Genomic DNA, 22,956 nt, shown 5'->3' on the forward strand with positions numbered 1-22,956 from the left:
TCTTCTCTGGGAGACACTGCGCGTTGGCGTAAGCCTCTGACAAAGAAGGAGATTCGATAAATTAAGCTTTTTAGCGATTTTTGCGTAAGTCCTAAAACTGATAAATTTAGGGATGACTGATCTGCTATTATCACTTGAACTAACTAGAAACAGCTCAAGTCCTAAAATCATGAATTTGTCACAATAAATGGGTAACTTTTGCTAAAATTTCTAGCTAATGCTATTTTTGAAGTCTTAAACAGGCTTTTTAAATGTAGTAGTACGGTATTTAGTGCGACATACAAAAGTGCCTAGACTTTGATCTTGCAGCAATTGAAAAGGGAATCGAGATGCTCACCCCCACAAATACAATTATTATATTGTGGGATGGACAGCAGTCTCAGTGGTGAACTTATTTATATATTCTCAGATTTGGGAATGAGTGTAAGTCTGTTTTTTACCAAGCAAAGCTCGATTTGAGCGCTTATAGAGGTTTTCACTCAAAAGATTTGTAGTCTCCTAGTTTCCTCTGCCCAAACAGTCCCTCGGAAAGCGTTATAAATTATTCTTTGAATAAAGTATTTTTATGACTTTAGAGATATGCTTTGGTAATTAAGCTATGAAAAAATGAAAAGCTTTCTGAAATATCAGCAAAACTAGTAATTTTTACGGGTAGAGTTTGGACTAAAAATACATGATTTGAAATTACTAATATTCCATTAGAAATACAATAAGCAAATAAAATACTTATAAAATTTGCCTGTTACGTCTTTATACTCTTGCTAAAATGACAAGTCTTGTCTAAATATGGTTTAGCAATGCCAAAAGCCAAAAGATTTATAAGTAATCTAAAATCTGCCAATATAAAGTGCAATAATACCTGTGCCTGTGTCTCAACTGCCCTCTCAACCCATTGATAATAATAGTAGTGCCGCGACGGATGTCACACCAGTCGTGGCACTTAAAGAACTGGTGGCAAGGTTGCACCGGGAACAGAACAAAATTCAAGATTTGCTAAGTTCTTTAGGATTTGCCCTGAGAAGTTTTAATAATTTGAATCAGTTTTTGGAACTGATTCCGCTGATGGCAACAAGAGTGACAGATGCAGACGGTAGCGCCCTGTTTCTCTACAAACCTAATGGTCAAGTCAGGTTAGAACAGTTACATTGGCAAGATAGTGGCCAGCGCAAGAATATCCGCAAAGCGCTAGAAATAGCCAGTAGTCAAATCACGCTTTTGCCAAATACTGCCCCCCTAGCTAATGCCACAGGAATTTTAGATGATCAGATGCATCGCTATTTGGGGCCAGATGTGCAAATCTTTGGTACGGCAATTCTGGTAAAGCATACAGAACGGGGATGGCTCTATGTCTTGAGCCGCGATCGAGAATATAGTTGGACAGAAACCAGGCAAAAGTTAGTTAGGTTAGTGGCAGATCAAACAGCAGTAGCGATCGAAAACGATGAACTAGCTGTAGAACTAAGAAAAAAAGAACGCCTAGACCAAGAATTAGAAATTGGCGCAGAAATTCAACGGCGACTTCTACCACGTCAATGCCCTACAGTTCCTGGTGCAGTCCTAGCGGCACGCTGTAAACCTGCCAATCGTGTTGGCGGAGACTACTACGACTTTATTGCTACCAATCATAATAAGATTCAGCCCAAGATCAAAGGTGGCACCGAAACTAGTCGCTGGGGTTTGGTTATTGGAGATGTCATGGGCAAAGGTGTCCCTGCTGGGCTGATTATGACGATGATGCGGGGAATGCTACGAGGAGAAGTGTTACATGGTAATTCCCCCGCCAGAATTTTACAAAACTTAAATAGAGTTATGTATGCGGATTTGGAAAATTCCCATCGCTTTGTAACACTATTTTACTCAGAATATAACCCCCACAGCCGAATTCTGTCTTATAGCAATGCGGCACACAATCCTCCCTTGTGGTGGCACGCAGCGACAAAAACTGTCACCCGTTTAGATACTTTAGGAATGCTAATCGGCTTGGATGCTAACAGCCAATATGAAGATGCCCAGGCACAGTTAGAGCCTGGAGATACAATTATTTATTATACAGATGGCTTGACTGATGCCGCTGCTGCTGGTGGCGATCGCTTCGATGAAGACAATTTTGTTGCTGGCTTTAATACTGCTTGTAAATACTGCAATGGCCCAGAGGAGATTGTAGATTACTTATTTAACCAAGTTCAGCAATTCATCGGTGCTGATAAACAAAACACTGATGATATGACACTAGTTGTTCTGCAAATTTTATAATCATTGGGCATTTATACTCGGTCAAGTCATGAGTCAATGCTTGGGATTATGGTGACAGAAGATTCACCACAGTGATTCTACTAAATTTAATTTTTTATTTATTTTTCTTTAGATTTCCGTAGCGATCGCCCAAATAGTTGTACATCAACCTTTTTTGGTGACTTGTTTGTATTTAGCCTTTAGGATAATACATAAAAATTGATCGTTAGAATACTTTTCTGTTCAATTAAAAACTATATATTTTGCACATCTAGCACAGTAGGAAACGCTAAGGGGGAGAGCAGGTAAAAGGTAAAAGGTACAAGGTAAAAAGTAAAAGGTAAATTTACTTCTTCATTTTTGCTTTCTTTCTATCCTTGTGACGCAAGCATTTGGTCTGCTCACTTTTGGCGTTTTAATTTTTTCTTTCTCCGCCGTAGCAAGTTTACAATAGCTACGACGGAGTTTTGCTTTATTTATTTCTTAGGTCTAGACTTAGTTATTTTAAAATAATTCGTAATTGATAATGACGCTTTCTAGCGCATCTCATAGAGCAATACGCTTGGCTTTGTGAAAAATTGTAGGTTGGGTTAAGCAAAGCGCAACCCAACAAAGCCCCGGAAATGTTGGGTTTCGTTCCTCAAACGCCACTTGCTTCAAGCAGGTGTTCCCGGACAACGCAGTGGCTCCCCAACCTACACACTTTAAGGCTTTTGGCGCTAACCCAAGCGTATTGTCTCATAAAGAGGTCATTACGAATTAGTAATTAGTTAAACTTCTTTAGTATTTAAGTTAATAACCCTCATTTAATAATTTGTCAAGATATACAGCAGAATTCAGAATTCAGAATTCAGAAGTAAAACACCCTTTATATCTGGGTAACAGACGAATGGTTGTGTACCTGACTTTCCTTGAAATCTGCTGTATCTGAAAACATTTTAGATGAAGAAAAATTTAGATAGCTATTTTATTCTTGCGCCCCAGCTTGTTGCAGACTCTGCACCACATTCTTATAACCATTAAATTCTGCAATCATCAAAGCAGTATAACCGCCCCGGTTTTTCAAATTCACATCTGCCCCAGCTTGGAGTAATAACTGCACAATTTCGCCATAACCTGCTGAAGCAGCCCACATTAATGATGTAGCCCTCGTTGAATCTTGCAAATTTACATCTGCCCCCTTTGCCAGCAACAAATGTACGATCTCTTTGTGTTTGCGTTCGGTTGCCTTGATTAAAGCAGTTTTGCCATCATCCCCTGGAATGTTGACATCAGCACCATAGTTTAACAAGACTTGCACCGTTTGCGTGTGTCCTTGTGATGCAGCCAACGTTAAAGGTACTTCACCAAGATTTTTCCCATTTATATCTCCGCCAGAACCTAGCAGTGTCTCGACAATTTGGCTATGTCCCTGCAAAGCTGCTACAAGCAGTGGTGTATCACCCAGGTGGTTGCTAATTTCGACATCTGCACCCCTGTTAAGTAACATTTGCATTACATCAATGTAGCCTTCCACAACGGCAAGGTGTAAGGCAGTTTCACCATCTTTATCTTGAAGATTAATCTGGGCACCTCGATCTAGTAAAGCTGCTGCGATCGCACTGTGTCCAGCCGCTGCTGCTGCCAATAGGGCAGTTCCACCATCAGCGTTTTTCACATTCACATCAGCCCCTGCTGCTAGCAGTGCTTCCACAATCTCCAGATGTCCCAAGTCTGCCGCTAGCGTTAAGAGTGTCTCACCCTCCTGATCGTGGATATTGACATCAACACCAGTTTGGAGAATTGCTTCTATAATTTCTATTTTTCCCTGCTTAACGGCGAGTTTCAACGCCGTATCATCATCTTTATCAGCGATATTAACTTGGGCACCAGCAGCCAATAAAACTCGCACTACATCAATATGACCTTTGAGTACTGCTGCCATTAAAGCTGTACTGCCATCTTCATTAGTGGCATTAACATCTGCACCTCTAGATAGTAAAAGTTGCACAATGTCAAGCTGTTTAGCATTAGCCGCTAACATCAAAGCTGTCAAACCATAGAGTTTTCTGGGCAAGTTAATATTTGCCCCAGCATCCAGAAGCGATCGCACAATTTCGGTGTAGCCTAAATTAGCAGCAAACATTAACGCCGTAGTGCCTTGGCGATCACACGCGTCCACCCTCGCACCAGCAGCCAATAGCGCACACAGACCTTTGATATCGCCACTTTTAGCAGCTTTAAGCAGCAAAGTATCGTTGTTTTCAGTCATGGATCAGATCCCACACAGGGAGTTTTGTTCGTCTACCCTCAAAATTTAGTCTGAGATTGTTTATCCACTTTGGCAAGAGGCTGAAGGAAAATAGTCGGTGAGGATGGTGAGTCTCTTTTAATTTGTGCCAATTTAAGCACAGAAAATAGAGTTATGCTAATTTTTATGAAGATTTAATGATTAGGCGAGAACACGATGAGTCTGGAACTTTCTACGTCGGTAAAATATTGGCTGAACTTCATTCATCCTGTGCTGATGTGGGCGCTATTAGCACTCTCAATTTATGCTGCCTATTTGGGGCTGCAAGTACAGCGTACCAGAAATGCTCAGGGCGAAGAAAAGAAACAACTGATTAAAGGTAGATATAACGTCAAACACTACCAAATGGGGTCTATACTCCTAGCTTTGATGGTAGCAGGTGCGATCGCTGCTATGGCTGTCACTTACATCAATAATGGCAAATTATTTTTCGGTTCTCACTTACTAGCAGGACTGGGTATGACAAGTTTGATTGCATTTTCTGCTGCTTTGTCTCCTTATATGCAAAAAGGGGCAAATTGGGCACGTGCAACTCACATTTTGTTGAATTTCACCCTTTTGGCACTTTTTGCTTGGCAGGCTGTTACTGGCGTGCAAATTGTCCAAAAAATTCTGACTCAAGCATAGTTAGGAGTTAGGAGTGCAGAGTTTTTTTTGACTCTTGATTGGAGGCGGAGCGTCTTTGGCTCCGCTTTTGACCGGAGGCAGAGTCTCTTTGGCTGTATTCTTGAATTACCGCTTTTGTTTAGAATTAGTAGGAAACGGTATTTCCAAAGATTTATGAAAATCTTCCTGAACTTTGCGAGTTAAGCGGCGGGAGACTTGGCGGACAATTTGGTTAAGTAAGCGATCGCCTGTAGATTGAATTATAGACTGGGGTAATCGCTGAATAAACTTGGGAAAGTGAAGATAAACTATCAAATCCAATTCCCATTCAACTCTTGTAACCTTGCTAATGCTAGTGGAAACATTGGTTTCTTTTAACTGTAGAGATGCACGATAGTCTACGTCATAACCAGGCGGTTGGTAGTCAGGAATAGGGATTGTACGGATGCGGTAAATACCCTCCTCTGGGGGCAACAATTCCAAACCTATTTTTGGTTCTACTTCATAACCAAAAGAACCAAAACGACCAATTACTAAAGCATAGCCATTTTCCCCAAGTGATTGTACCTTCATGGGTTCAGCGCAGCGCGAAAACCATGAGGCGTGAGCATTTAGATACTCAGCAACCTTCTCTACTGGAGCAGCCATTTCCATAAAATCTTGATAACGACCGTAAAATTTTGTGAGCGTCGCTACATTTGGTTCTGTTAATCTGTCCTCAACTTCTTGGCTGGACGCTACAGGTAAAACTGCTTCTGTTATTTCCCAGGATTTATATTCGCCTTTTCTTGAAAGCATAAATGCATTACTGTATATTTTGGCGTTAGTCTATATTAATGATTCCCCACACACCTGGGTCATTTCGCATTCAGATCCCATTTTGACCGAAACCTCATTAATCTGCGATCAACTCCATAGAATTACTAAAATAAAGAACTGAACAAGCACACAATAGTTTCCCAGGATAGCATTTATTATGAAAGCATTTGTAGCAGGGGCAACAGGTGAAACAGGTCGCCGGATTGTGCAAGAATTGATCGCGCGGAATATTCCCGTCCGAGCCTTGGTGCGGGATATAGAGAAAGCAAGGGGTATTCTGTCTCCTGAAGCCGAATTAGTGGTAGGCGACGTATTACAACCAGAAAGTTTAACTGCTGCGTTGGGAGATAGCACAGTTGTGTTGGTTGCGACTGGGGCAAAACCTAGCTTTGACCCCACTGGCCCCTATAAAGTGGATTTTGAAGGGACTAAAAATTTAGTAGATGCTGCTAAGGCAAAGGGAATTGAGCATCTCATCTTAGTTTCTTCTTTGTGTACTTCCCGACTTTTCCATCCGCTGAACTTGTTTTGGCTAATTTTGTTGTGGAAAAAACAAGCTGAAGAGTATATTCAGAAAAGTGGTCTGACTTATACAATTGTCCGGCCTGGGGGGTTGAAGAATGAAGACAACTCCGACCACATCGTAATGCAGAGTGCAGATACACTGTTTGATGGTAGCATCCCCAGGCAGAAAGTCGCCCAAGTTGCTGTTGAGGCGCTGTTTGAAGCAGATGCACGCAATAAAATTGTCGAAATTGTTGCCAAACCTGAAGTAGCCTCAAAAAGCTTTAAGGAGCTATTTCAACAGTGCTGATATTCCACAGGATTTTACTGCTTCTGTCTCTTATTCTCATCCCCAATACGATCGGCTCACATCTTCATGAAAAAGTGATGCCTACGCACTTTTTCAATTAGCTTACCAAGCCCCGTTGGGGCGGGTGTGGGGGTGTGGGGTTGCATGGTGGTAGGGGATATCTAGCCCCAACCACCCGCATGAGTCTTTAGCCCAGCAATAAGAAGGGCAACCGTGAAGTCCTTTGGTCTCAATCCAAAGGACTTCACCTTACACCCTTAAACCCTTACACCCTTACACCCCTAATGAAATTATCTAAATTGACCGCCCTTTGATTCCACTCCCTAAAGCGATCGCTCCATCTTTCCTGCAAGGGCTTGTTCCCAAATTGACAGATCCTCGGGTCGGTCAACATCAGCTAAGGGCAACAAGTCCACGTATGATAAATTAAGTTTCTGAGCAATATCCACGGTTTTCTGGAATACTTGAGCAGTTCCCCACTCGATGTTAACGAATAGCTCCGGGATGGGTTGGCGCAAACCAATTAAGTAATATCCACCATCGAGCGCAGGCCCAAGTACAAGGTCAAAGGCGTGTAACTTCTCAAAGGCTGTTGCTAAAATCTGGGCATTCACTCCAGGACAATCTGTACCAATGATAATTACTTTTTCTGCACCAGATTGAAAAGCATCAAAAAGCGATCGCGCCATCCGCAAACCTAGATCCCCTTCACCTTGAAACTGGTAAACCAAATCCAACCCCAGCCAGTCTTGCATAAGTTGCGAATCGCCACCTGCAAACCGCACTTCCACAGATATGTCAATGGCTTTTTGCAATTCTTGAACCTGAAATATTGTATGCTCAGTCATTTCCCGTTGAAGATTGGCAGCACCAACATTTCCCAAAACAGGTATCAATCGAGTTTTTGTCTTACCTGATTCTGGATAGCGGGTGAAAATAATCAGGTGCTGTTTTAGGCTTGCTAGTAAGTTCAGCACAAAATACCTTGTTTGAATCAACTATAAAATATCTTAATAGCAATACTTGTCGTTTTCGTTAGCTCTAGGATGATCTTTTCCCATTCGCATGGCCCCCAAAATGGTAGAAACATAGACACAACGTCTAGCTTTGCCACCATTCAAGCTGTAAAAAGTTATCTGTCCTAATCCGCCTACTGTACACTGATTTCCAATTTCAGAAATAGGACAACCGTGATAGTTAAATAAAACTCGCCACATTTGCTGTGAAGTGTGTTTTAGTAAAGTTGTCTCCTTTTTTCCTTTATTGTTTTCCTCTTCATCAATGCGAATGTTTGGCTCAAGGTTATGCCATAGGTTGCCATTGTTTTTAACAGTCTCCGGAACGAATTGTCCTGCCTCTGCTTGATGAACTGCCCATTGCACGACACCATTTTGTATGCGAAAACTGGTTTGCCTGGTCAATTTATCTTTAGTGGCTTGGCTTTGCGCTTGGCGCATAGCATAATAAACCTCATTTTGGGTAGCGTTGAGACGGCGAGTTTCTACAAAAGCCAGCCAATTGGATATTCCGATCGTAGCTAATATACCAATTAATACAATAACTACTAACATCTCTGGTAAGGTAAAACCACTGTTAGAATGATTATTCTTCAAGAGATTTTTTGCATAAATTAAAGGTGGTAGATGCACCAGGCTATCCATTTTTATTCTGATAGTTTTTCAGCTACCTAGCTGTTAAACAACGTTTCAGTTTTTGAGCTTTTTACTTCGCGCTGGTTAGTAATATTGTCGAGTAACGTAGGCATTAAAAGGATTATGAAAATTTTTAATAATAATTTTAAAGTGAAATTTATCCGCTGAAGCCTTGAAGAATTATTCAGAACATAATTCCATAAAAATTTAGCCGCAGTTAAAGCTTTTTGTCGATTAAACGGCTTTTGTAGGGCTTTGCATGTCAGGTATTTGTATAAATTTGTCAGGCTTAGATTCCAATTATGCTTAAGTGCTAAGGGTCTTTCCTTATATGCTCTCTCAAGCACCTGCAAGCAAGCTTTTTCTTGCCTTACAAGATTAGAAGAAACTGAATTAGTACTTATTCTGTACAATATTTGTACAGATGGTACGCATACAAAATCAAACTGGCAAGCTAATCGCAACCACATATCCCAATCTTGAGCAGCACTTAGAGATTCGTCAAATCCACCTAATTTGATTAAAGCTTCTCTACGAATCAAAAGATTGGAGCCATTCTCTAAAAAGTTTGTCAACAATAACTTTTCATAAACGTCTCCATTGGCTGTAACGTGTGTACCAGAGAGTACTATTTCACTATTTTCATCGATATAATCAGTCCAACTGTAAGCAACTGTCGCAGTAGCGTTTTCTTGCAGAGCCTTTAACTGAGACTGAAGCTTATCAGGCGTCCAAAGATCATCCGCATCTAAGAAACTAACAAATTCTCCAACTGCAAGCTGTAGACCTCGGTTACGACTAACGTTTCCGCCAGCATTGGTATAGGAAAATATTTTTATTCGGGGATCTTTAATTTGTGTAACAACATCTAAAGTTGAGTCTTCTGAACCATCATTAATTACAATTAATTCTAGATCGCTCAAAGTTTGATTTAGAACAGATTGAATTGTGTGATGAATAGTATTTTCACTATTATAAGCGGGGATAATTACAGAAGTTTTTGGCAAATGTTGACTATAGTTAATCATTTTACAGGGCTAATTTGTTTTTTAATCCTTTGCGCAAATTAGATTTTAAGTAATAAAAAGGACTCATCATACTAGCCAAGTAAAATTCCATTTCAAAAAGTGCAATTAAATTACTTTTCAATTCCCCTCTATAGTGAATACGATGATGTAATACTCGGCGTAAATTCCCTAAAATAGTTTTTATAAACACTATTGGTTTTTGCCAATTTTTAGTATTTATCAAGCTTAACTGGAAAATACACAAGCCACAACCGCGTGCCAGAGTTAAGAGATAATCTCTCTCAAGTCGCCAGCGTGGTATTTGATGATAGGTGTGCATGGTAGGGTTATACCAAATTTGCCAGCCTGCATAATGTATGTAAAGCAATGGTTCATAGTCATCACCCTGTACCAAAATACCAGGCAGCTTCCCACTTAAATTAGGTCGCTGTGGTACATTTTCACGCCATACCTGTTTCCGAACAACAAGCGCCGCACCAGGAGGAAGTCTTAAATTATCTGCGTCAAATAAATATGGATTTGAACCATGTTCTCTAATAGCTAAAAAAGCTTGAATTCTTTCAAAATTTTCTGGCGGGTTTACTTCAAAATTACCATGAATCTGTCCACTCCAAGCACCTGCTTGAGGATACTCTAATCCAAAGGTATAGGCTTCTGATAACCAATCAGGAGCAGGTAAGTTATCATCATCTAAAAATGCGATTAGCTGCCCTTTGGCTTCACGTACTGCTCGCAATCTGGCAAAAGCTGCTCCCTGTTCAGGTTCTAAAAAATATCTTAAATGACAGTTTCCACCATATATTTTTTGGTAATTCTGAATTATTTCATACGTGTTATCAGAACTATTATTATCCACTATAATAATTTCCCAGCTAAGTTGTTCTACTCCTGTCTGGGTTAATAGCTTATCCAAAATTTTAGGTAGACGGTTTGCCCCATTGTATGCAGGAATAGCTACGCTAATATCTAAATTTTTATCTGTTAATTCAGTCATAATACCTAACGTTTTAATAATTTATTTTTTAAAGTATCCATTTTTCCACAGATAAAAAGGACTAATGAAACTACTTAAAAAAAGTTCCATTTCGCAAGCAGCTACCAAATCATTTTTCAGATTAGTTCGATATTTTAGTAAGTGTAACGTGATTTTACGCAAGTCATTTATCATGTAAGATAAAAGAGCAAATGGTCTATATATTTGTTTTATATTTACCATTCTAGTTACACAACGGCTAAGTCCAATTCCTCTAAAGAATGGAATCAAATAATCTTTTTGCAAACGTAATTTTGGTATTTTGTGTGATATTTCCATTTCTGGGTTATACCAGATTTCCCATCCTGATTTTTGGATATAAGACAACATTTCTAAATCTTCACTAGTAAGCATATTGCCTTTAACTCTACCAGTTAAAATAGACTTATCTGGTACGCTTTCTAACCATGCTTGTTTACGAACAACAAGTCCGGCAGAAGGGGGTAGTAATTTTTTAGATGTTTCATATAATAGCGGTAGACTACCGCGTTCTGTAATTGCTAAGAATGGAGCAATTCTCTTAAAATTTTCCGGTGGTTCTACTTCCCAGTCTGGGTGAATTTGGCTGCCATAAGCTCCCACTTTGGGATATTTTTCCCCAAAAGCATAAGCTGCGACTACCCAATTTGCTACTGGGTAGTTGTCATCATCTAGAAAACCTATGAATCTACCTTTAGCTTCTAAAACTGCCTTTTTGCGAGCATAAGCTGCGCCTTGTTTTGCTTCAAAGCAATACTTTAAAGGATAAGGACATCGCCAATCTTTTTGATAGGTTTGAACAACTTTAGCTGTATTATCAGTGCTGTTATTGTCTACAACTATAATTTCCCAAGATAAATTATCAGTGTGAAGTTGGTTTTGTAGTCGTTCTAGTAGTTCAGGCAAACGACTTTCACCGTTATAAGTTGGGATAGCTACAGTAAAGTCAAGGTTCTCAGTCATTATCCGAAAGTTATGTTTTATTAGGGCGATTTTTCAGGTATTTAAAATTAGAACACTGCACTGGATGTTACAATTTTGCTCTTAAAGTGCAGTTTTCTGTACCGTATTTATATGGAATTTTTGATATGTTTCGCTACAAAAAAATTATTTAATTATTGCTGCACGCGGCGTCTTTCGCTGTTCGCATTCCCCCAAGAAGAGTTTGCACTATGACATAGCGTTTCAATGCACTAGCCTCAGTAGTTCCTCTTTTGGGTGCAGCTAGCATCACTTTTAAACATGTATCAGCAACAGTACCGTCAGACTTAGGTGCCAATACACCCATATAGTCGAAAGTAATAGTGCCGGTTCCTGGCGCAGTCTCAACTATGTTACCACTAGCATTTTGTGTATTGGAAGCAGCAATGTTGGTATACAGTAGAATTTGCCCTGAATTAGACGCCATATCCTCACCTAAAGACTTCCACACAACACCTGAAGTCGGTGGAACAGAACCCTGATGAATAAGGAATTTGGAAAGGTTGTCTTCAACTTTAAAACTGACACTGTAGCTAAGTTTTTTGTTTTTAGCTTCGCGCTGTGCTTGTTGCAGTGCGGCGAAAACGGCGTCGTTAACCTTATTTATCCGTTGCCGATTTACAAAAGCAGCCCAACCAGGAGCTGCGATCGCTGCTAAAATTCCTACTAACAGCAGTACTACTATTAACTCTATAAGACTAAATCCAGCATCTTGTTGATTGTAGCTATCTGTAGACGATCTATTTGCTAAATATTGCTGCTTTAGCTTTGTTTCTCGGCTGTGCAACTGGAAAGAATCTAATAGTCTTAAACTAAGAATATTCGGCATACTATCCTGCTTTTAGTAATATTTGTCAAAGATAGAAGCTATTTGGTAAAAATGAAGCTGCTTCCTTGAACCTTAATGTTTGCACTCGGAAAATAATTAGATTTACTCTGCGCGTAACGTACTTTAGTTTCATCATTTTGTATTAAACGAGCTTGTGCATTACCCCTTAAATAAACTTCCGCAGCACTCCTATTATCTGCGCTAACTGAATCTACACAAGCATAAAAGCCTCTTCTAGCAAGGTTTGCGACTGCTGGAACTTGACTAAAGCCAGTAGAACAAGTCACTGTTGCTGTAGCTGTTGGGGTTTCTTGTACTGTTGTTGTTTGATCTATAAAATCAACCAACACCACGGGAACTTGATCGTAACTCCCCCCTCCTGCCCAACTATTCATTTTTGCTTGTAATGTTATGCCCTTTTGTGACAAGTCAAATGGTTTAAAACCTTTATCTGGACATGGGAAATATTTGTCGGCTGTAGTAAATCCAGGGCAAGTCACTGTAGCAGCAGTATTTGGAACGCCATCTTTAATTTCCCATCTGGCGATGCGTGCAGCGTTAGACCAAGTAGTGTTAGTGTCTTTTATTAAATAGTAGGCAACTAATGAGTAAACAAAAGTATCATCTTTTTGAGTGACTGTAAGTATTGTAATCGCTTGATTAATTAATTCTCGTTTCCAAAAAACAAGCACAGGAACTTTATCTGTTCCGTTAGGTAGTTGATTCCCAGTTGTACCTGCATTTGGGCAAGTGTTATCGGTACTAGCATCAACAGTACCGCTTAGACAAGCAATTCCAGTAGCATCATAAATATATATCGCTTGTTGGACATCACGACTAATATAGTCAAGTGCTGCTTTAATTTCTTGCTCAGAGTTCGCTTTGGCTTGTTCCTGTCCATCAGTGTTTAAAACGCTGATCATAAAACCTAGTAATGGCGTAATTACTAAAAATGCGATGAGCATAGCCACCAGTAATTCAATCAGGGTAAAGCCACTATTTTTGTTTTGCTTGTGAGAGGGTTTTAGCTGAGTACTTAACAGCCACCTCAATATATTCATTTTGCTACAGGTTCTCCTTAGTAACCGATACTAAGTCATGAAATTATTTATGTTTACCAGGTTAATTATGGTTGACAACCACCAAGGCGATCGCACAAAGCGCTATAGGAACTTTGACCCCTGACAATTTCAGTTGTCATTTCTACTAGGGGTGCTTTGCGATCGCCTAGTCCCCCGGTGAATGTTGCTGCTGTTTTTCCATTGCTATCACTACTTTTTTTCAAGCTAGTAGTACCGATGAAGGCATCTGAACGATATACCCGAACTCCCAAACGATAGCTTTGACCGCTATCAATTTGAGCGCTACTTGTGCTGATAGTTCCAACTGCATTGCCAAAAGCCTGAATGTAAAACTGAACTGGACTGGTTGTTTTGTAGGTTGTACAGGCGCTTGGTAGATTTATTTTGCCATCATTGTGAAAGCAATACAAACTAGTTGCGTCTGCGGGAACACCTGCACTACTGATTAAATAGTCACTACTGGTAGTTGAGCTTGATACAGTTCTAGGTGCAGCGGCAGTTGCAGCCGAAAGTGAGGTAGTATTTGATACTTGATCTTCAGATATTGTTTTAGACTTAATAGCATCAATGAAGGCTTTAGCCGCTCCTGTTGCCAATTCGACCCGTTTAGCTTGCACACGAGTTGCTGTTGACATTACTAAGACAGGTGCGATCGCTACTAGCAAAATGGCAACTACGAGGATCGCCACAAGCGACTCAATGATCGTAAAACCAGAATCGTTAGACTGAGCAGATAATTCTTGTAGTTGGCGTGGGTTCATACTCAATTTCTTAATAAGGCTATGTTTTAAAGTAATTTGCGATCGGGTGTAATACACTCTTAACCTTCTCTCCAAACCTCTCCCCTACAAGGGGAGAGGCTTTGAATTTTCCCCCTTACCTAATAGAGAAGGGGGCTAGGGGGTTAGGTCTGTTAACGTGGTCTATTCACCCAAAAAGTGATGTAAAAACTCTCATTCAAACACTTTAGGATGGTTGGAGTTGGCAGCTAGTAGGACGTTCAGTTGCTGGTAGTGCAAATTTGAAACCGCTGCCAAAGTAACTAGTGTCCGCAGTATCAAACCCATCCGATGTTTGAGTTTGTACACCACACAACAGAGTTTTCACCCAAAGGTCATCGCGGCCTACTTCTCTGAAGTATTCATTCGGAGGATCTGCTGCTGGAGTTACAAAGCGCTGGGCAAACAAGTCGGGATTTTGCGCCAATAACGCCACATCAAAACCCCAGTTACGGTTAGGAGGCATATAATAAGGCGCTTCACCACTAGGATTAGTAATGTAAGTACTATCTGATGTGTAACCAGGTCTTGCAGAATTCAGAAGTCTGTAAAAGATACTGTTATTATTCAAAAGGTTAGCAGCACTAGTATCATTAGGGTCAGAAGTGGTTGCAGGAGGAGTTGTTGGCCCTGGTCTGACAAGAGCTTGGAATGGTGCAGTAGCATAGATACTGCGTTTAAATTGGATGAATGAACCGTTGATATTGGCATCAACCCCATCCCAGTTTTCTAAGAACCGCACAAAGTTATGCAAACCTCCATTGATTTCAAAGGTACTTAAACCCACACGAGCCGGAGTATCACCAGCAGCAACTACTAGATTAAAATTTGTTGCACTTGCCTGAGACAACCATCTAGTGTTTTTAACGACACTAGATGATCCTGCTAAAGTGGCGTAACCTTGATCTTGAGGTGCTGCGGTTGTTACTTGTAATTGCAATACAGGTTCAAATAGCGGCTGGTATGACGCATCTCTGGCGGGTGAAGCAGGGTTAAATAGTGACGCGTCTGTAGCTCCAGGAAAATCCCTAAGCGAACCAGAAGCCGGTAGTTTGGGGTATCTGTAGAATACACGATCGGTGTTGTTGTATTTGATCTCGCTCATTGTCGATGGTGGTGGGCTATTAGGAGAAGTAGTATTTGTTGTGGTTGCAAACCATAGAGCATTAGTTGCTATGTCAGGTGTGCTAAGCGGATCTAACACACCACCTATGAAATTTAGCGGCAATTCTCTTACTACACCTAATTTAATACCTAGTGGAATGGGATTAGCACTAGTATAATTTATGGCGTTGTTACTAGTATTAACAAGCTTACCAAAATCAGGATCACTTGTTGGTGTGTATTTCCGTTTGAACGCAACCCTACGAGCAAATTGAGCGAAATCAGCCCTTGGCGATCGCGCAGTTGTACCAGCTAAGAGTCTGTTGGGATTTACACCAACCACATCACTAGACCTTTTTAGGATTTCTGTGTTTAGGTCAAAAGTATGAGTTGTAGTAGGATCGCTATCTAAACCCACATACCAGTCACCCGGTTGACACTCGGAAACTGGTATCTTGAAGCACATCTCCATTACATACTCTGGGAAACTTCCTCGACGCTGAATGGGCGTGACGAAGTTGTTCACGTAAGAACTGTTATTGTTTACTGAGTCGGCAGCAGCGGGAGTACCTGTATAGTAGGCATCACCACCAGAGTTAGTCAAGAAATTAGATGAAGTGACGAAGTTGTTATTCCAGAAACCTACCTTCAGCCGACTGAGTACGACGTTAGGATCGCTCCCTTGGTTATTTCGCAAGTCGTAATCACCCTCATTGCGGAAACCTTCACGGAAGTTACCAGAAAGCAAGGTAACAGCATCGGCAATTACTGATGCTGGTCGCCAGGTTTCGCCTGTTGTGCAATTGGGTAGTCTGGGGTCACTAGGCCGACAAGCAAAGTCAGGATCGCGATTTGCCGCAGCACGAGTGTAAAATTTAGTATCGTAGTTAGCAGCACTGGGAGCAGGTAAAAGATCCGGGGTTTTGAATTCTTGTTTAGTGTGCAGATTAAAATCGCCTTTAACATACACTGGCAGTTCAGTTGCTAAAATCAAGCCTTTTTCTTCTGCTCTGTAATTAGTCTGGCGACTCAAATTACCGCCATTCATCAACATAATGGCGTTAGGTCGCCGTTCTGGATCGAGATTGTAGTCACTAGCACTGATATTTTCACTAGTTGGGTTACTGCGATCTTTTTGAGCATCATCACGAGAGGCATAGATAATGCCGCTATTGGGCAATAGATATTCGTTATCTGATGCAGCACCGATTGCTTGTGTGCGAAGCTGACCTAAATTTATGCTAGTGGCACGAATTTCGAGAGGCTGACGCTGTTCAACTTCTAGATTGTAGTTTCCAGTTAATGTACCACCTTTATCTATAGCTTTAATTTGTCGGGCATCAAGAAATGTAATTTCTTTGATTGCGCCATTAGGAATGTAGGTAGTACTCCGAGTCAGAGTGCCATCAGCAATCTGTATTGCACAGATAGTAGAGTCAATTGCTGATTGCTCAGAGAGAGTGAGTTTACTGGTTGTTGCTTTTGCCAGTGCTTGCCTTAATAGAGGATTAACAAGGCGGCCATTGGGAAATACCAAGTTGGCTTGATATTTCAAGCGATCTAGCAAAGTTACACCAGTGTTAGTAACATCATTAGCGTTAGTCCCAGGTGTTAAAAAACCATTGCTATCTACTGCCTGTCCTCTAGTTATACCAGCAGATGTAGTAGCGGGAGCAGCGTAAACAACCCCATTGTTAGATGCTGCTACTGTTGTCAAATCAAGAGGATTATAGGTGTTTGTAGTTGCTGTTGCCTGATTGGTAGGGTTGTAGTAGCTACTTACACAGGCCATGGGTGTTTGATAATCGTCTGCTGTAGCCGCTTGAGGATTATAGGAATCAAAATTGTAGTGATAGACTACCGTGGCACGCATTACCAAATCACTACGTTTTTGTTTACTCGCATTCAAAGGATCGGTCGGATCGGATACAACCATAGGCATAGTATCAGGCCAGACTACAGTGCCATAACTTTCGTTGACTCCCGACGTGCTTGGATCGTCAACCAGTTCGGGCTTTCCTCCTCGTGTTGGAATAGTAGGTTGGACGAGTGTTCTTAGTCCAGAACCTGTAGGTGTATATACTCCAGCACCTGTAATCACCCTCAGTCCACCCACCACATCAAGGGGATTAGATCGGGGTGAAGCAGCTGAAATCTCCCAAAAACCATCACGTCCAGTTACCCCTAAATCTGATAACTGTCTGACGCGAGTGGTACGAGTTCGATCTTTGGTAGTGCTACTTGTCCACTTAACAGCAGGAGTGATGGGTTGCGGAGCATCGTCTCCTACAAAGTCTCCTTTTGTGCTATCCCATATAAGTTCAGGCAGGTTATTGCCTACTACAATGCGATCGCCTAACTCTGTTTCTATTACGGGAGTATTATCTACAACGTCTGGATCTCTAGTAGGTAGTTGCGCTGTATTTAGTGTTAGTGTTGTATTCGTATCTGTTGGATAAATCCAAGCATCCATTGGACGTAGCGTATTAACAGAACCTTTCATAAAAGTTGCTGCATCTGCTGTGGTGTAATCGACACCAGCAGATTTTTCAATACCAGAAGTACCATAAGGAACTTCTCTAAATGGTACACGCCTAGTACGTTTACGGAACCAATTTCCCAATTCTTCCTTACGTACTTTAGTCGCATCCAAGCTTGGATCGCTTAGAAGCCGATTACTTATATTGCTTTGAATTTCTTGAGGATCGGTACTAGTAGCATTAGCTGATTGTGCGTTCACTAATAAGTCTATACGTTGAGCATAAGCCTGAGTGTTATAGGCAATGTCATTCGAGTTATTTGAGGTAGTTTTATTAGTAGATGCTAAAGTTTTATTTGTAGTAGGCGCACCATTTTCTACAAATAAATCTACGTATGTTCCACCTGTATTACTTGTACTGATTGGACTACTAGTGGCAATATTGCCGCCAACAACTATCTTGCTATTTTCTCGTTCGTAGTAACATGAATACCTACTACTGACCTGAAATAGAGTTATATCTTGATTAGTTTTAGCAGTAAATAAGTTACTGTTGGTAAAGATGCGTCCATTAAGACGGAATCTAGGCCCTGGTGTAATATCTAAGTCATCTTCATAGACAACGGCATTATTAGTAATAGAAACTTGACTACGATCTTGTTGCATTTCTAATGCAGAAAAGCCCTTATTACCTCGATACTTCTCATATTTGGTTGCATCAAGAGAAGTAGCTTGAGCAATATCACTAATGGGTACCGTTACTGCATAAACGAAAAAGCTTTTTTTCAATTCGCCAGTTGGTAGCTTATACCAACCCGAACTACCTACTAAGCTGGCGCTAGTATCACCAGCTATGTCACAAGCTCCACCTGCCTTAGCTAGTAGCATAGGAGGAGTTCTAGCATCTAGTGGGCTTCTACTTCTGTTTTGGGTTGTACCAGTTTGGGGGGGAGTGCGGAAGTAGATACCATAGAGAATAAAGCTATCAAATTTACCGTTATTATCTGTATCAGCAGGAAATTTCCAGGCAGTTTGTATGTTTTCTTTATTTTCTAAAGCCATACTACTACCTGCTTCAATCATCGGAGTTGTAGTACTTTTATTTAGGTTATAAGCCAAGGTGATGGGAGTTTCATCACCAAATGTATAAACAGAAAGTTTATTAATTAAGGTATTGTATAGTGTTACATTTGATGGTACAGATCGTGGTAGAGTCGGGTCAGCAAACAGTGCAGTTATTTTGGCTTTAGCCCTATCTAAAGCAGGGGTGGCGGCTTGCATTGTTGCTTCATTCACACGGACATTACTAGCATTTTTAGAACGCTCAAAAGACCGAAACAAAATTGCAGTTGTTAACAGTACGACTACCAAAACGACCATCGCCACTGTTGGCAATACAAAGCCAGAATTAACCGAACCACGTCTTCTTTGAGTACCAGAAATAGTTCGCAAAAGCCAAATTATTTGCTTATTAATTGCAGATAAAAACTGCTTACCAATTTCTCTGAAGGTTTTTTTAATTACCTTGAATAGCTGACGTTTTCGAGACATAGCTGCTTCTGGGTCTAGTAGATTTTCTATTTTGTCAAAATTTTCAATTCTGCCTATCAAGGATTTTTACAGGCATTATATGAGACGATATTGCTCTAACTACTATATTTGGCTTTACTAACTTTCAAATAAAGTAGCTATAACAAAATATAATTTATTAAAGTTATATCATTTATGAATTGTTCATTTGATCCGGTAAACACTGATTTTTTCAGAATTATTTAGTTCAAGTCTGATAAATAATAAAAGCATTACTTCACAGTATATTTGCGTAAATGTGTTTTATTTTAAGACTAATTTATGAAGATGTTATCAACAGAGTAGGCTTATAATACCCATCTGTTAAAGGAAAGATATCAGTTAAGTGCAAAATAATCAGATGTGCGGCTTAGATTCGCGACTTTTTTAATTAAGAAGTCGAGAATCTTGTTGTTCACATTGCTTTGATTAATTACTAATTACTCACTAGTACACCTTGGCGTAAATCCCATTACCACCTTTAAATGCAAGCAAGCTTCTGCCACAAGATACGAAAAATTAGTACCCTGTGGCAGAAGCTACTAGGCATCATAGATGCAACACGCAGTTAGATCAACGTTAAAAAGGGTGATTAGAAACCGCAACTATACGGGGTTTAACCACCTCCGTGGGTTTCAAACCCTCAATTATTCTTAGACTTTGTTTGTGTATCCAAGCCAGTTTGCTCTTCTCCCTACAACCCTTTGGGTATGTGAGTGAAGGGGAGATGCCAGGTGCTATGTAGCAATTTGTGGTACTGACACCTTCACAAGCATTTTTTTGCTAAAAGACAGACCGTTCTCATTTTTGTCGATGATAATCGTGTCTCCAGAGATAAAAGTATTTTCCAATAACTTGGTGGCAAGGGGGTTTTCTACTTCTCGCTGAATTGCCCGTTTGAGTGGGCGGGCACCGTAAACTGGGTCATAGCCTGATTCGACAAGGTGATCGCAGGCAGATTGGGATATCTCAAAGAAGATTTTTTGCTCGCGGAGGAGATTTTCTACCCGCTTGAGTTGAATGCGGATGATCTGCCGCATTTCTGTGCGATTTAGTGTATGAAAGAGAATAATATCATCAAGACGGTTGAGAAATTCCGGGCGGAAATGCGATCGCAAGGCTTCCATTACCCTAACCCGCATCGTTTCATACTTGGAATCATCACCAGATATATCCAAGATATGTTCGCTACCAATGTTACTGGTCATCACAATGACGGTGTTACGAAAATCTACCGTCCTTCCTTGAGAGTCAGTAACTCTCCCATCATCTAACACCTGCAATAAAATATTGAACACATCGGGGTGCGCCTTTTCCACTTCATCCAACAGCACCACTGAGTAAGGACGGCGGCGAATCGCCTCGGAAAGTTGACCGCCTTCTTCATATCCTATGTATCCTGGAGGCGCACCCACTAAGCGAGAAACTGAGTGTTTTTCCATATACTCAGACATATCCAAGCGCACCAATGCATCATCAGAATCAAAGAGAAACTGAGCTAAAGCACGGGCAAGTTCGGTTTTGCCTACACCTGTGGGGCCCATGAACAAAAATGAACCAATGGGACGAGAGGGGTCTTTCATCCCCGCACGGGCGCGGCGAATTGCGGCTGCTACTGCTTCTACAGCCTCTTCTTGCCCAATGACTCGTTGATGCAAATGACTTTCTAATTGCAGTAATTTTTGTCGTTCCGATTCCAACAAGCGATTGACGGGGATTCCTGTCCACTTTGCGACAATTTCGGCAATATCGGCTTCGGTGACTTGTTCTCGCAGCAAAGTGGAACCTTGGTTTTGAATTTCTAAAAGGCTCGCTTCTTTGGCTTCGCGCTCGTGCTGCACTCCCTCCAATTTGCCATACTTTAGTTGGGCAGCTTTATTTAGATCGTAAGCACGTTCCGCCTGTTCAATTTGCACTCGCAGCGCATCTTCTTCTTTCTTTAAGGCGCTTATCGCCTCCAATATCTGCTTTTCACCTTGCCATTGCTCATTAAATATTTGCTGTTTTTCTGTTAAATTGGCAATTTCTTGTTCAATGCGCTGCAAACGTTCTTTAGTTTGGGAAGTGCCCTTTTCTTCGCCAGCTAATGACAGCTTTTCCATTTCTAACTGCATGAGGCGGCGATCAATGGTTTCCAATTCGGCTGGTTTGGAGGTAATCTCCATTTTCAACTGTGCTGCTGCTTCATCTACTAAGTCAATAGCTTTATCTGGTAAGAAGCGATCGCTAATATAACGTGCTGACAGGGTTGCTGCTGCTACCAAAGCCGAATCAGAAATTTTGACGTTGTGATGCACTTCATAACGTTCTTTTAATCCCCGTAGAATCGAAATAGTATTTTCCACACTTGGCTGATCGACAAATACTTGCTGAAAGCGGCGTTCTAGGGCGGCATCTTTCTCAATGTGTTTGCGGAACTCATCAAGGGTAGTAGCACCAATGCAACGCAGTTCTCCCCGCGCCAGCATTGGTTTGAGCAAATTTCCCGCATCCATTGCCCCTTGTTGGCTGGAACCTGTACCGACTACGGTATGTAGTTCGTCAATAAACAAGACAATTTGACCGTTAGATTCCGTAACTTCTTTGAGGACAGCTTTCAGACGTTCTTCAAATTCTCCTCGCAATTTTGCCCCAGCAATTAAACTACCGATGTCTAAAGAGATCAGTTGGCGGTTTTTCAGAGATTCAGGAACATCACCATTGACCATTCGTTGTGCTAAAGCTTCAGCGATCGCTGTTTTACCTACTCCAGGTTCACCAATCAGTACGGGATTATTTTTGCTACGACGAGACAATACTTGAATTACCCGCCGAATTTCATCATCCCGCCCAATTACCGGGTCGAGTTTTCCTGCTTTTGCCTGTTCTGTCAAATCTCTGCCAAATTTTTGTAAGGCGTCATAGCGGGATTCTGGGGTTTGATCTGTCACCTTTTGGCTACCGCGAATAGTTTTGATAGTAGCTTCGAGTTTGGGTGCATCCGCGCTAAAGCCTTTGAGTATTTTTCGTCCAATGCGATCGTCTTCAGCAAAGGCCAAAAGTATGTGTTCTACGGAAATGTAGGAGTCTTTCATCCTGGCTCTAGCTTCCTCGGCTCGGTCTAGTAAAATATCCAAATTGCGGCTAAGGTAAAGCTGATCGCTTTTACCAACTTTCGGCTGACGTTGGGTAAAGGCTTCTAGCTGCTGCTGCAAGCGGATTGGATCGACCTCAGATCGAGCCAGGATACGTATTGCTAGACTAGTGGGTTCTTCTAACAGGGCAATAATTAAATGTTCAACATCTAGTTGCTGTTGTTGATAAGCACGGACTATATCCTGAGATTTAACAATTGCTTCCCAGGCTTTATCAGTAAATTTATTTGGATCTGTAGGTTGCATCTTTAAAATTTTTGAATTTGGATTTTTAGTTTAAGGATTGGGGATTATTAAAGGGAGTAGGGAGTTGGGAGTGGTTGTAACCCTACTCCTTAATACCCAGATAATTATCCAAACATTCTCAGCGTATATCCGCGTGTATCTCCGGTGGCAATTTGGGATTGGCAATTGATGATAGTTTAATCCATTGCCTATTTCCTAATTTAAAACGAAAATACTGTTATGAGCAGACTTTCCCCGATGGTGTTATTGGAGCGATGTCTACGACGGGCTATGACGCTCGCGGACTCGCTAACGCTTCGC

At 41.0% G+C, this 22,956-nt stretch carries 15 protein-coding genes; 3 read left to right on the plus strand and 12 right to left on the minus strand.

The genetic code is table 11. From position 1 onward, the window contains the following. The first annotated feature begins 861 nt into the window (after nt 1-861). Nucleotides 862-2,253 (plus strand): PP2C family protein-serine/threonine phosphatase, encoded by a 1,392-nt coding sequence (locus tag HWQ58_RS20080; RefSeq protein WP_292866416.1) that lies wholly within the window; start codon nt 862-864, stop codon nt 2,251-2,253. Between the two features lie 946 nt (nt 2,254-3,199). Here the strand turns inward: HWQ58_RS20080 and HWQ58_RS20085 are convergent. Continuing rightward, nucleotides 3,200-4,483, minus strand: a complete 1,284-nt coding sequence (locus tag HWQ58_RS20085) for an ankyrin repeat domain-containing protein (RefSeq protein WP_292866418.1) — start codon at nt 4,481-4,483, stop codon at nt 3,200-3,202. 195 nt (nt 4,484-4,678) lie between these two features. Here HWQ58_RS20085 and HWQ58_RS20090 point away from each other — a divergent pair, with 195 nt between their 5' ends. Continuing rightward, nucleotides 4,679-5,149, plus strand: a complete 471-nt coding sequence (locus HWQ58_RS20090) for a DUF4079 domain-containing protein (RefSeq protein WP_292866421.1) — start codon at nt 4,679-4,681, stop codon at nt 5,147-5,149. Between the two features lie 105 nt (nt 5,150-5,254). Here the strand turns inward: HWQ58_RS20090 and HWQ58_RS20095 are convergent, their stop codons facing one another. Beyond that, a complete protein-coding gene (locus tag HWQ58_RS20095; protein WP_292866423.1) occupies nt 5,255-5,926 on the minus strand; it encodes a DUF1997 domain-containing protein in 672 nt (223 codons plus the stop codon). A gap of 178 nt (nt 5,927-6,104) precedes the next feature. Between HWQ58_RS20095 and HWQ58_RS20100 the strand changes: the two genes are divergently transcribed. Next, complete coding sequence (locus tag HWQ58_RS20100) at nt 6,105-6,761, plus strand: NAD(P)H-binding protein (protein ID WP_292866425.1); 657 nt, start codon at nt 6,105-6,107, stop codon at nt 6,759-6,761. Nucleotides 6,762-7,084: 323 nt separating this feature from the next. Here HWQ58_RS20100 and HWQ58_RS20105 read toward each other — a convergent pair whose 3' ends face one another. From HWQ58_RS20105 to clpB, 10 genes are all read right to left on the minus strand, one after another. Continuing rightward, a complete protein-coding gene (locus HWQ58_RS20105; protein ID WP_292866428.1) occupies nt 7,085-7,738 on the minus strand; it encodes a TIGR04282 family arsenosugar biosynthesis glycosyltransferase in 654 nt (217 codons plus the stop codon). A gap of 33 nt (nt 7,739-7,771) precedes the next feature. Then, nucleotides 7,772-8,422, minus strand: coding sequence for a type II secretion system protein (locus HWQ58_RS20110; protein WP_292866430.1), 651 nt, complete (start codon nt 8,420-8,422; stop codon nt 7,772-7,774). 26 nt (nt 8,423-8,448) lie between these two features. Beyond that, nucleotides 8,449-9,441, minus strand: coding sequence for a glycosyltransferase (locus tag HWQ58_RS20115; RefSeq protein WP_292866432.1), 993 nt, complete (start codon nt 9,439-9,441; stop codon nt 8,449-8,451). A gap of 1 nt (nt 9,442) precedes the next feature. Continuing rightward, nucleotides 9,443-10,435, minus strand: a complete 993-nt coding sequence (hpsE, locus tag HWQ58_RS20120) for a hormogonium polysaccharide biosynthesis glycosyltransferase HpsE (protein ID WP_292866435.1) — start codon at nt 10,433-10,435, stop codon at nt 9,443-9,445. Between the two features lie 21 nt (nt 10,436-10,456). After that, on the minus strand, nt 10,457-11,416 hold the full coding sequence (gene hpsE, locus HWQ58_RS20125) for a hormogonium polysaccharide biosynthesis glycosyltransferase HpsE (RefSeq protein ID WP_292866437.1): 960 nt from the start codon (nt 11,414-11,416) through the stop codon (nt 10,457-10,459). Nucleotides 11,417-11,564: 148 nt separating this feature from the next. Continuing rightward, a complete protein-coding gene (locus HWQ58_RS20130) occupies nt 11,565-12,263 on the minus strand; it encodes a prepilin-type N-terminal cleavage/methylation domain-containing protein (RefSeq protein WP_292866439.1) in 699 nt (232 codons plus the stop codon). 38 nt (nt 12,264-12,301) lie between these two features. Beyond that, nucleotides 12,302-13,324: a hormogonium polysaccharide secretion pseudopilin HpsC gene (hpsC, locus tag HWQ58_RS20135; RefSeq protein WP_292866440.1), complete on the minus strand. Its 1,023-nt coding sequence runs from the start codon at nt 13,322-13,324 to the stop codon at nt 12,302-12,304. A gap of 65 nt (nt 13,325-13,389) precedes the next feature. Beyond that, nucleotides 13,390-14,106: a hormogonium polysaccharide secretion pseudopilin HpsB gene (gene hpsB, locus HWQ58_RS20140; protein ID WP_292866444.1), complete on the minus strand. Its 717-nt coding sequence runs from the start codon at nt 14,104-14,106 to the stop codon at nt 13,390-13,392. Between the two features lie 205 nt (nt 14,107-14,311). Further along, a complete protein-coding gene (gene hpsA, locus HWQ58_RS20145; RefSeq protein ID WP_292866447.1) occupies nt 14,312-19,258 on the minus strand; it encodes a hormogonium polysaccharide biosynthesis protein HpsA in 4,947 nt (1,648 codons plus the stop codon). A gap of 755 nt (nt 19,259-20,013) precedes the next feature. After that, the gene (gene clpB / locus HWQ58_RS20150; RefSeq protein WP_292866449.1) at nt 20,014-22,656 is read right to left on the minus strand and encodes an ATP-dependent chaperone ClpB; all 2,643 of its coding nucleotides are present in this window, start codon (nt 22,654-22,656) and stop codon (nt 20,014-20,016) included. Nucleotides 22,657-22,956: the final 300 nt, after the last annotated feature.

This window comes from Nostoc sp. LPT, assembly GCF_017115165.1.
GTDB lineage: Bacteria > Cyanobacteriota > Cyanobacteriia > Cyanobacteriales > Nostocaceae > Nostoc.

Coding starts and splice junctions, on each gene's coding strand:
- HWQ58_RS20115 (WP_292866432.1), bottom strand. CDS start 9,441: ATGATTAACTATAGTCAACATTTGCCAAAAACTTCTGTAATTATCCCC.
- clpB (WP_292866449.1), bottom strand. CDS start 22,656: ATGCAACCTACAGATCCAAATAAATTTACTGATAAAGCCTGGGAAGCA.
- HWQ58_RS20085 (WP_292866418.1), bottom strand. CDS start 4,483: ATGACTGAAAACAACGATACTTTGCTGCTTAAAGCTGCTAAAAGTGGC.
- hpsA (WP_292866447.1), bottom strand. CDS start 19,258: ATGTCTCGAAAACGTCAGCTATTCAAGGTAATTAAAAAAACCTTCAGA.
- HWQ58_RS20100 (WP_292866425.1), top strand. CDS start 6,105: ATGAAAGCATTTGTAGCAGGGGCAACAGGTGAAACAGGTCGCCGGATT.
- hpsE (WP_292866435.1), bottom strand. CDS start 10,435: ATGACTGAATTAACAGATAAAAATTTAGATATTAGCGTAGCTATTCCT.
- HWQ58_RS20110 (WP_292866430.1), bottom strand. CDS start 8,422: ATGGATAGCCTGGTGCATCTACCACCTTTAATTTATGCAAAAAATCTC.
- HWQ58_RS20090 (WP_292866421.1), top strand. CDS start 4,679: ATGAGTCTGGAACTTTCTACGTCGGTAAAATATTGGCTGAACTTCATT.
- hpsE (WP_292866437.1), bottom strand. CDS start 11,416: ATGACTGAGAACCTTGACTTTACTGTAGCTATCCCAACTTATAACGGT.
- hpsC (WP_292866440.1), bottom strand. CDS start 13,324: ATGAATATATTGAGGTGGCTGTTAAGTACTCAGCTAAAACCCTCTCAC.
- HWQ58_RS20095 (WP_292866423.1), bottom strand. CDS start 5,926: ATGCTTTCAAGAAAAGGCGAATATAAATCCTGGGAAATAACAGAAGCA.
- hpsB (WP_292866444.1), bottom strand. CDS start 14,106: ATGAACCCACGCCAACTACAAGAATTATCTGCTCAGTCTAACGATTCT.
- HWQ58_RS20130 (WP_292866439.1), bottom strand. CDS start 12,263: ATGCCGAATATTCTTAGTTTAAGACTATTAGATTCTTTCCAGTTGCAC.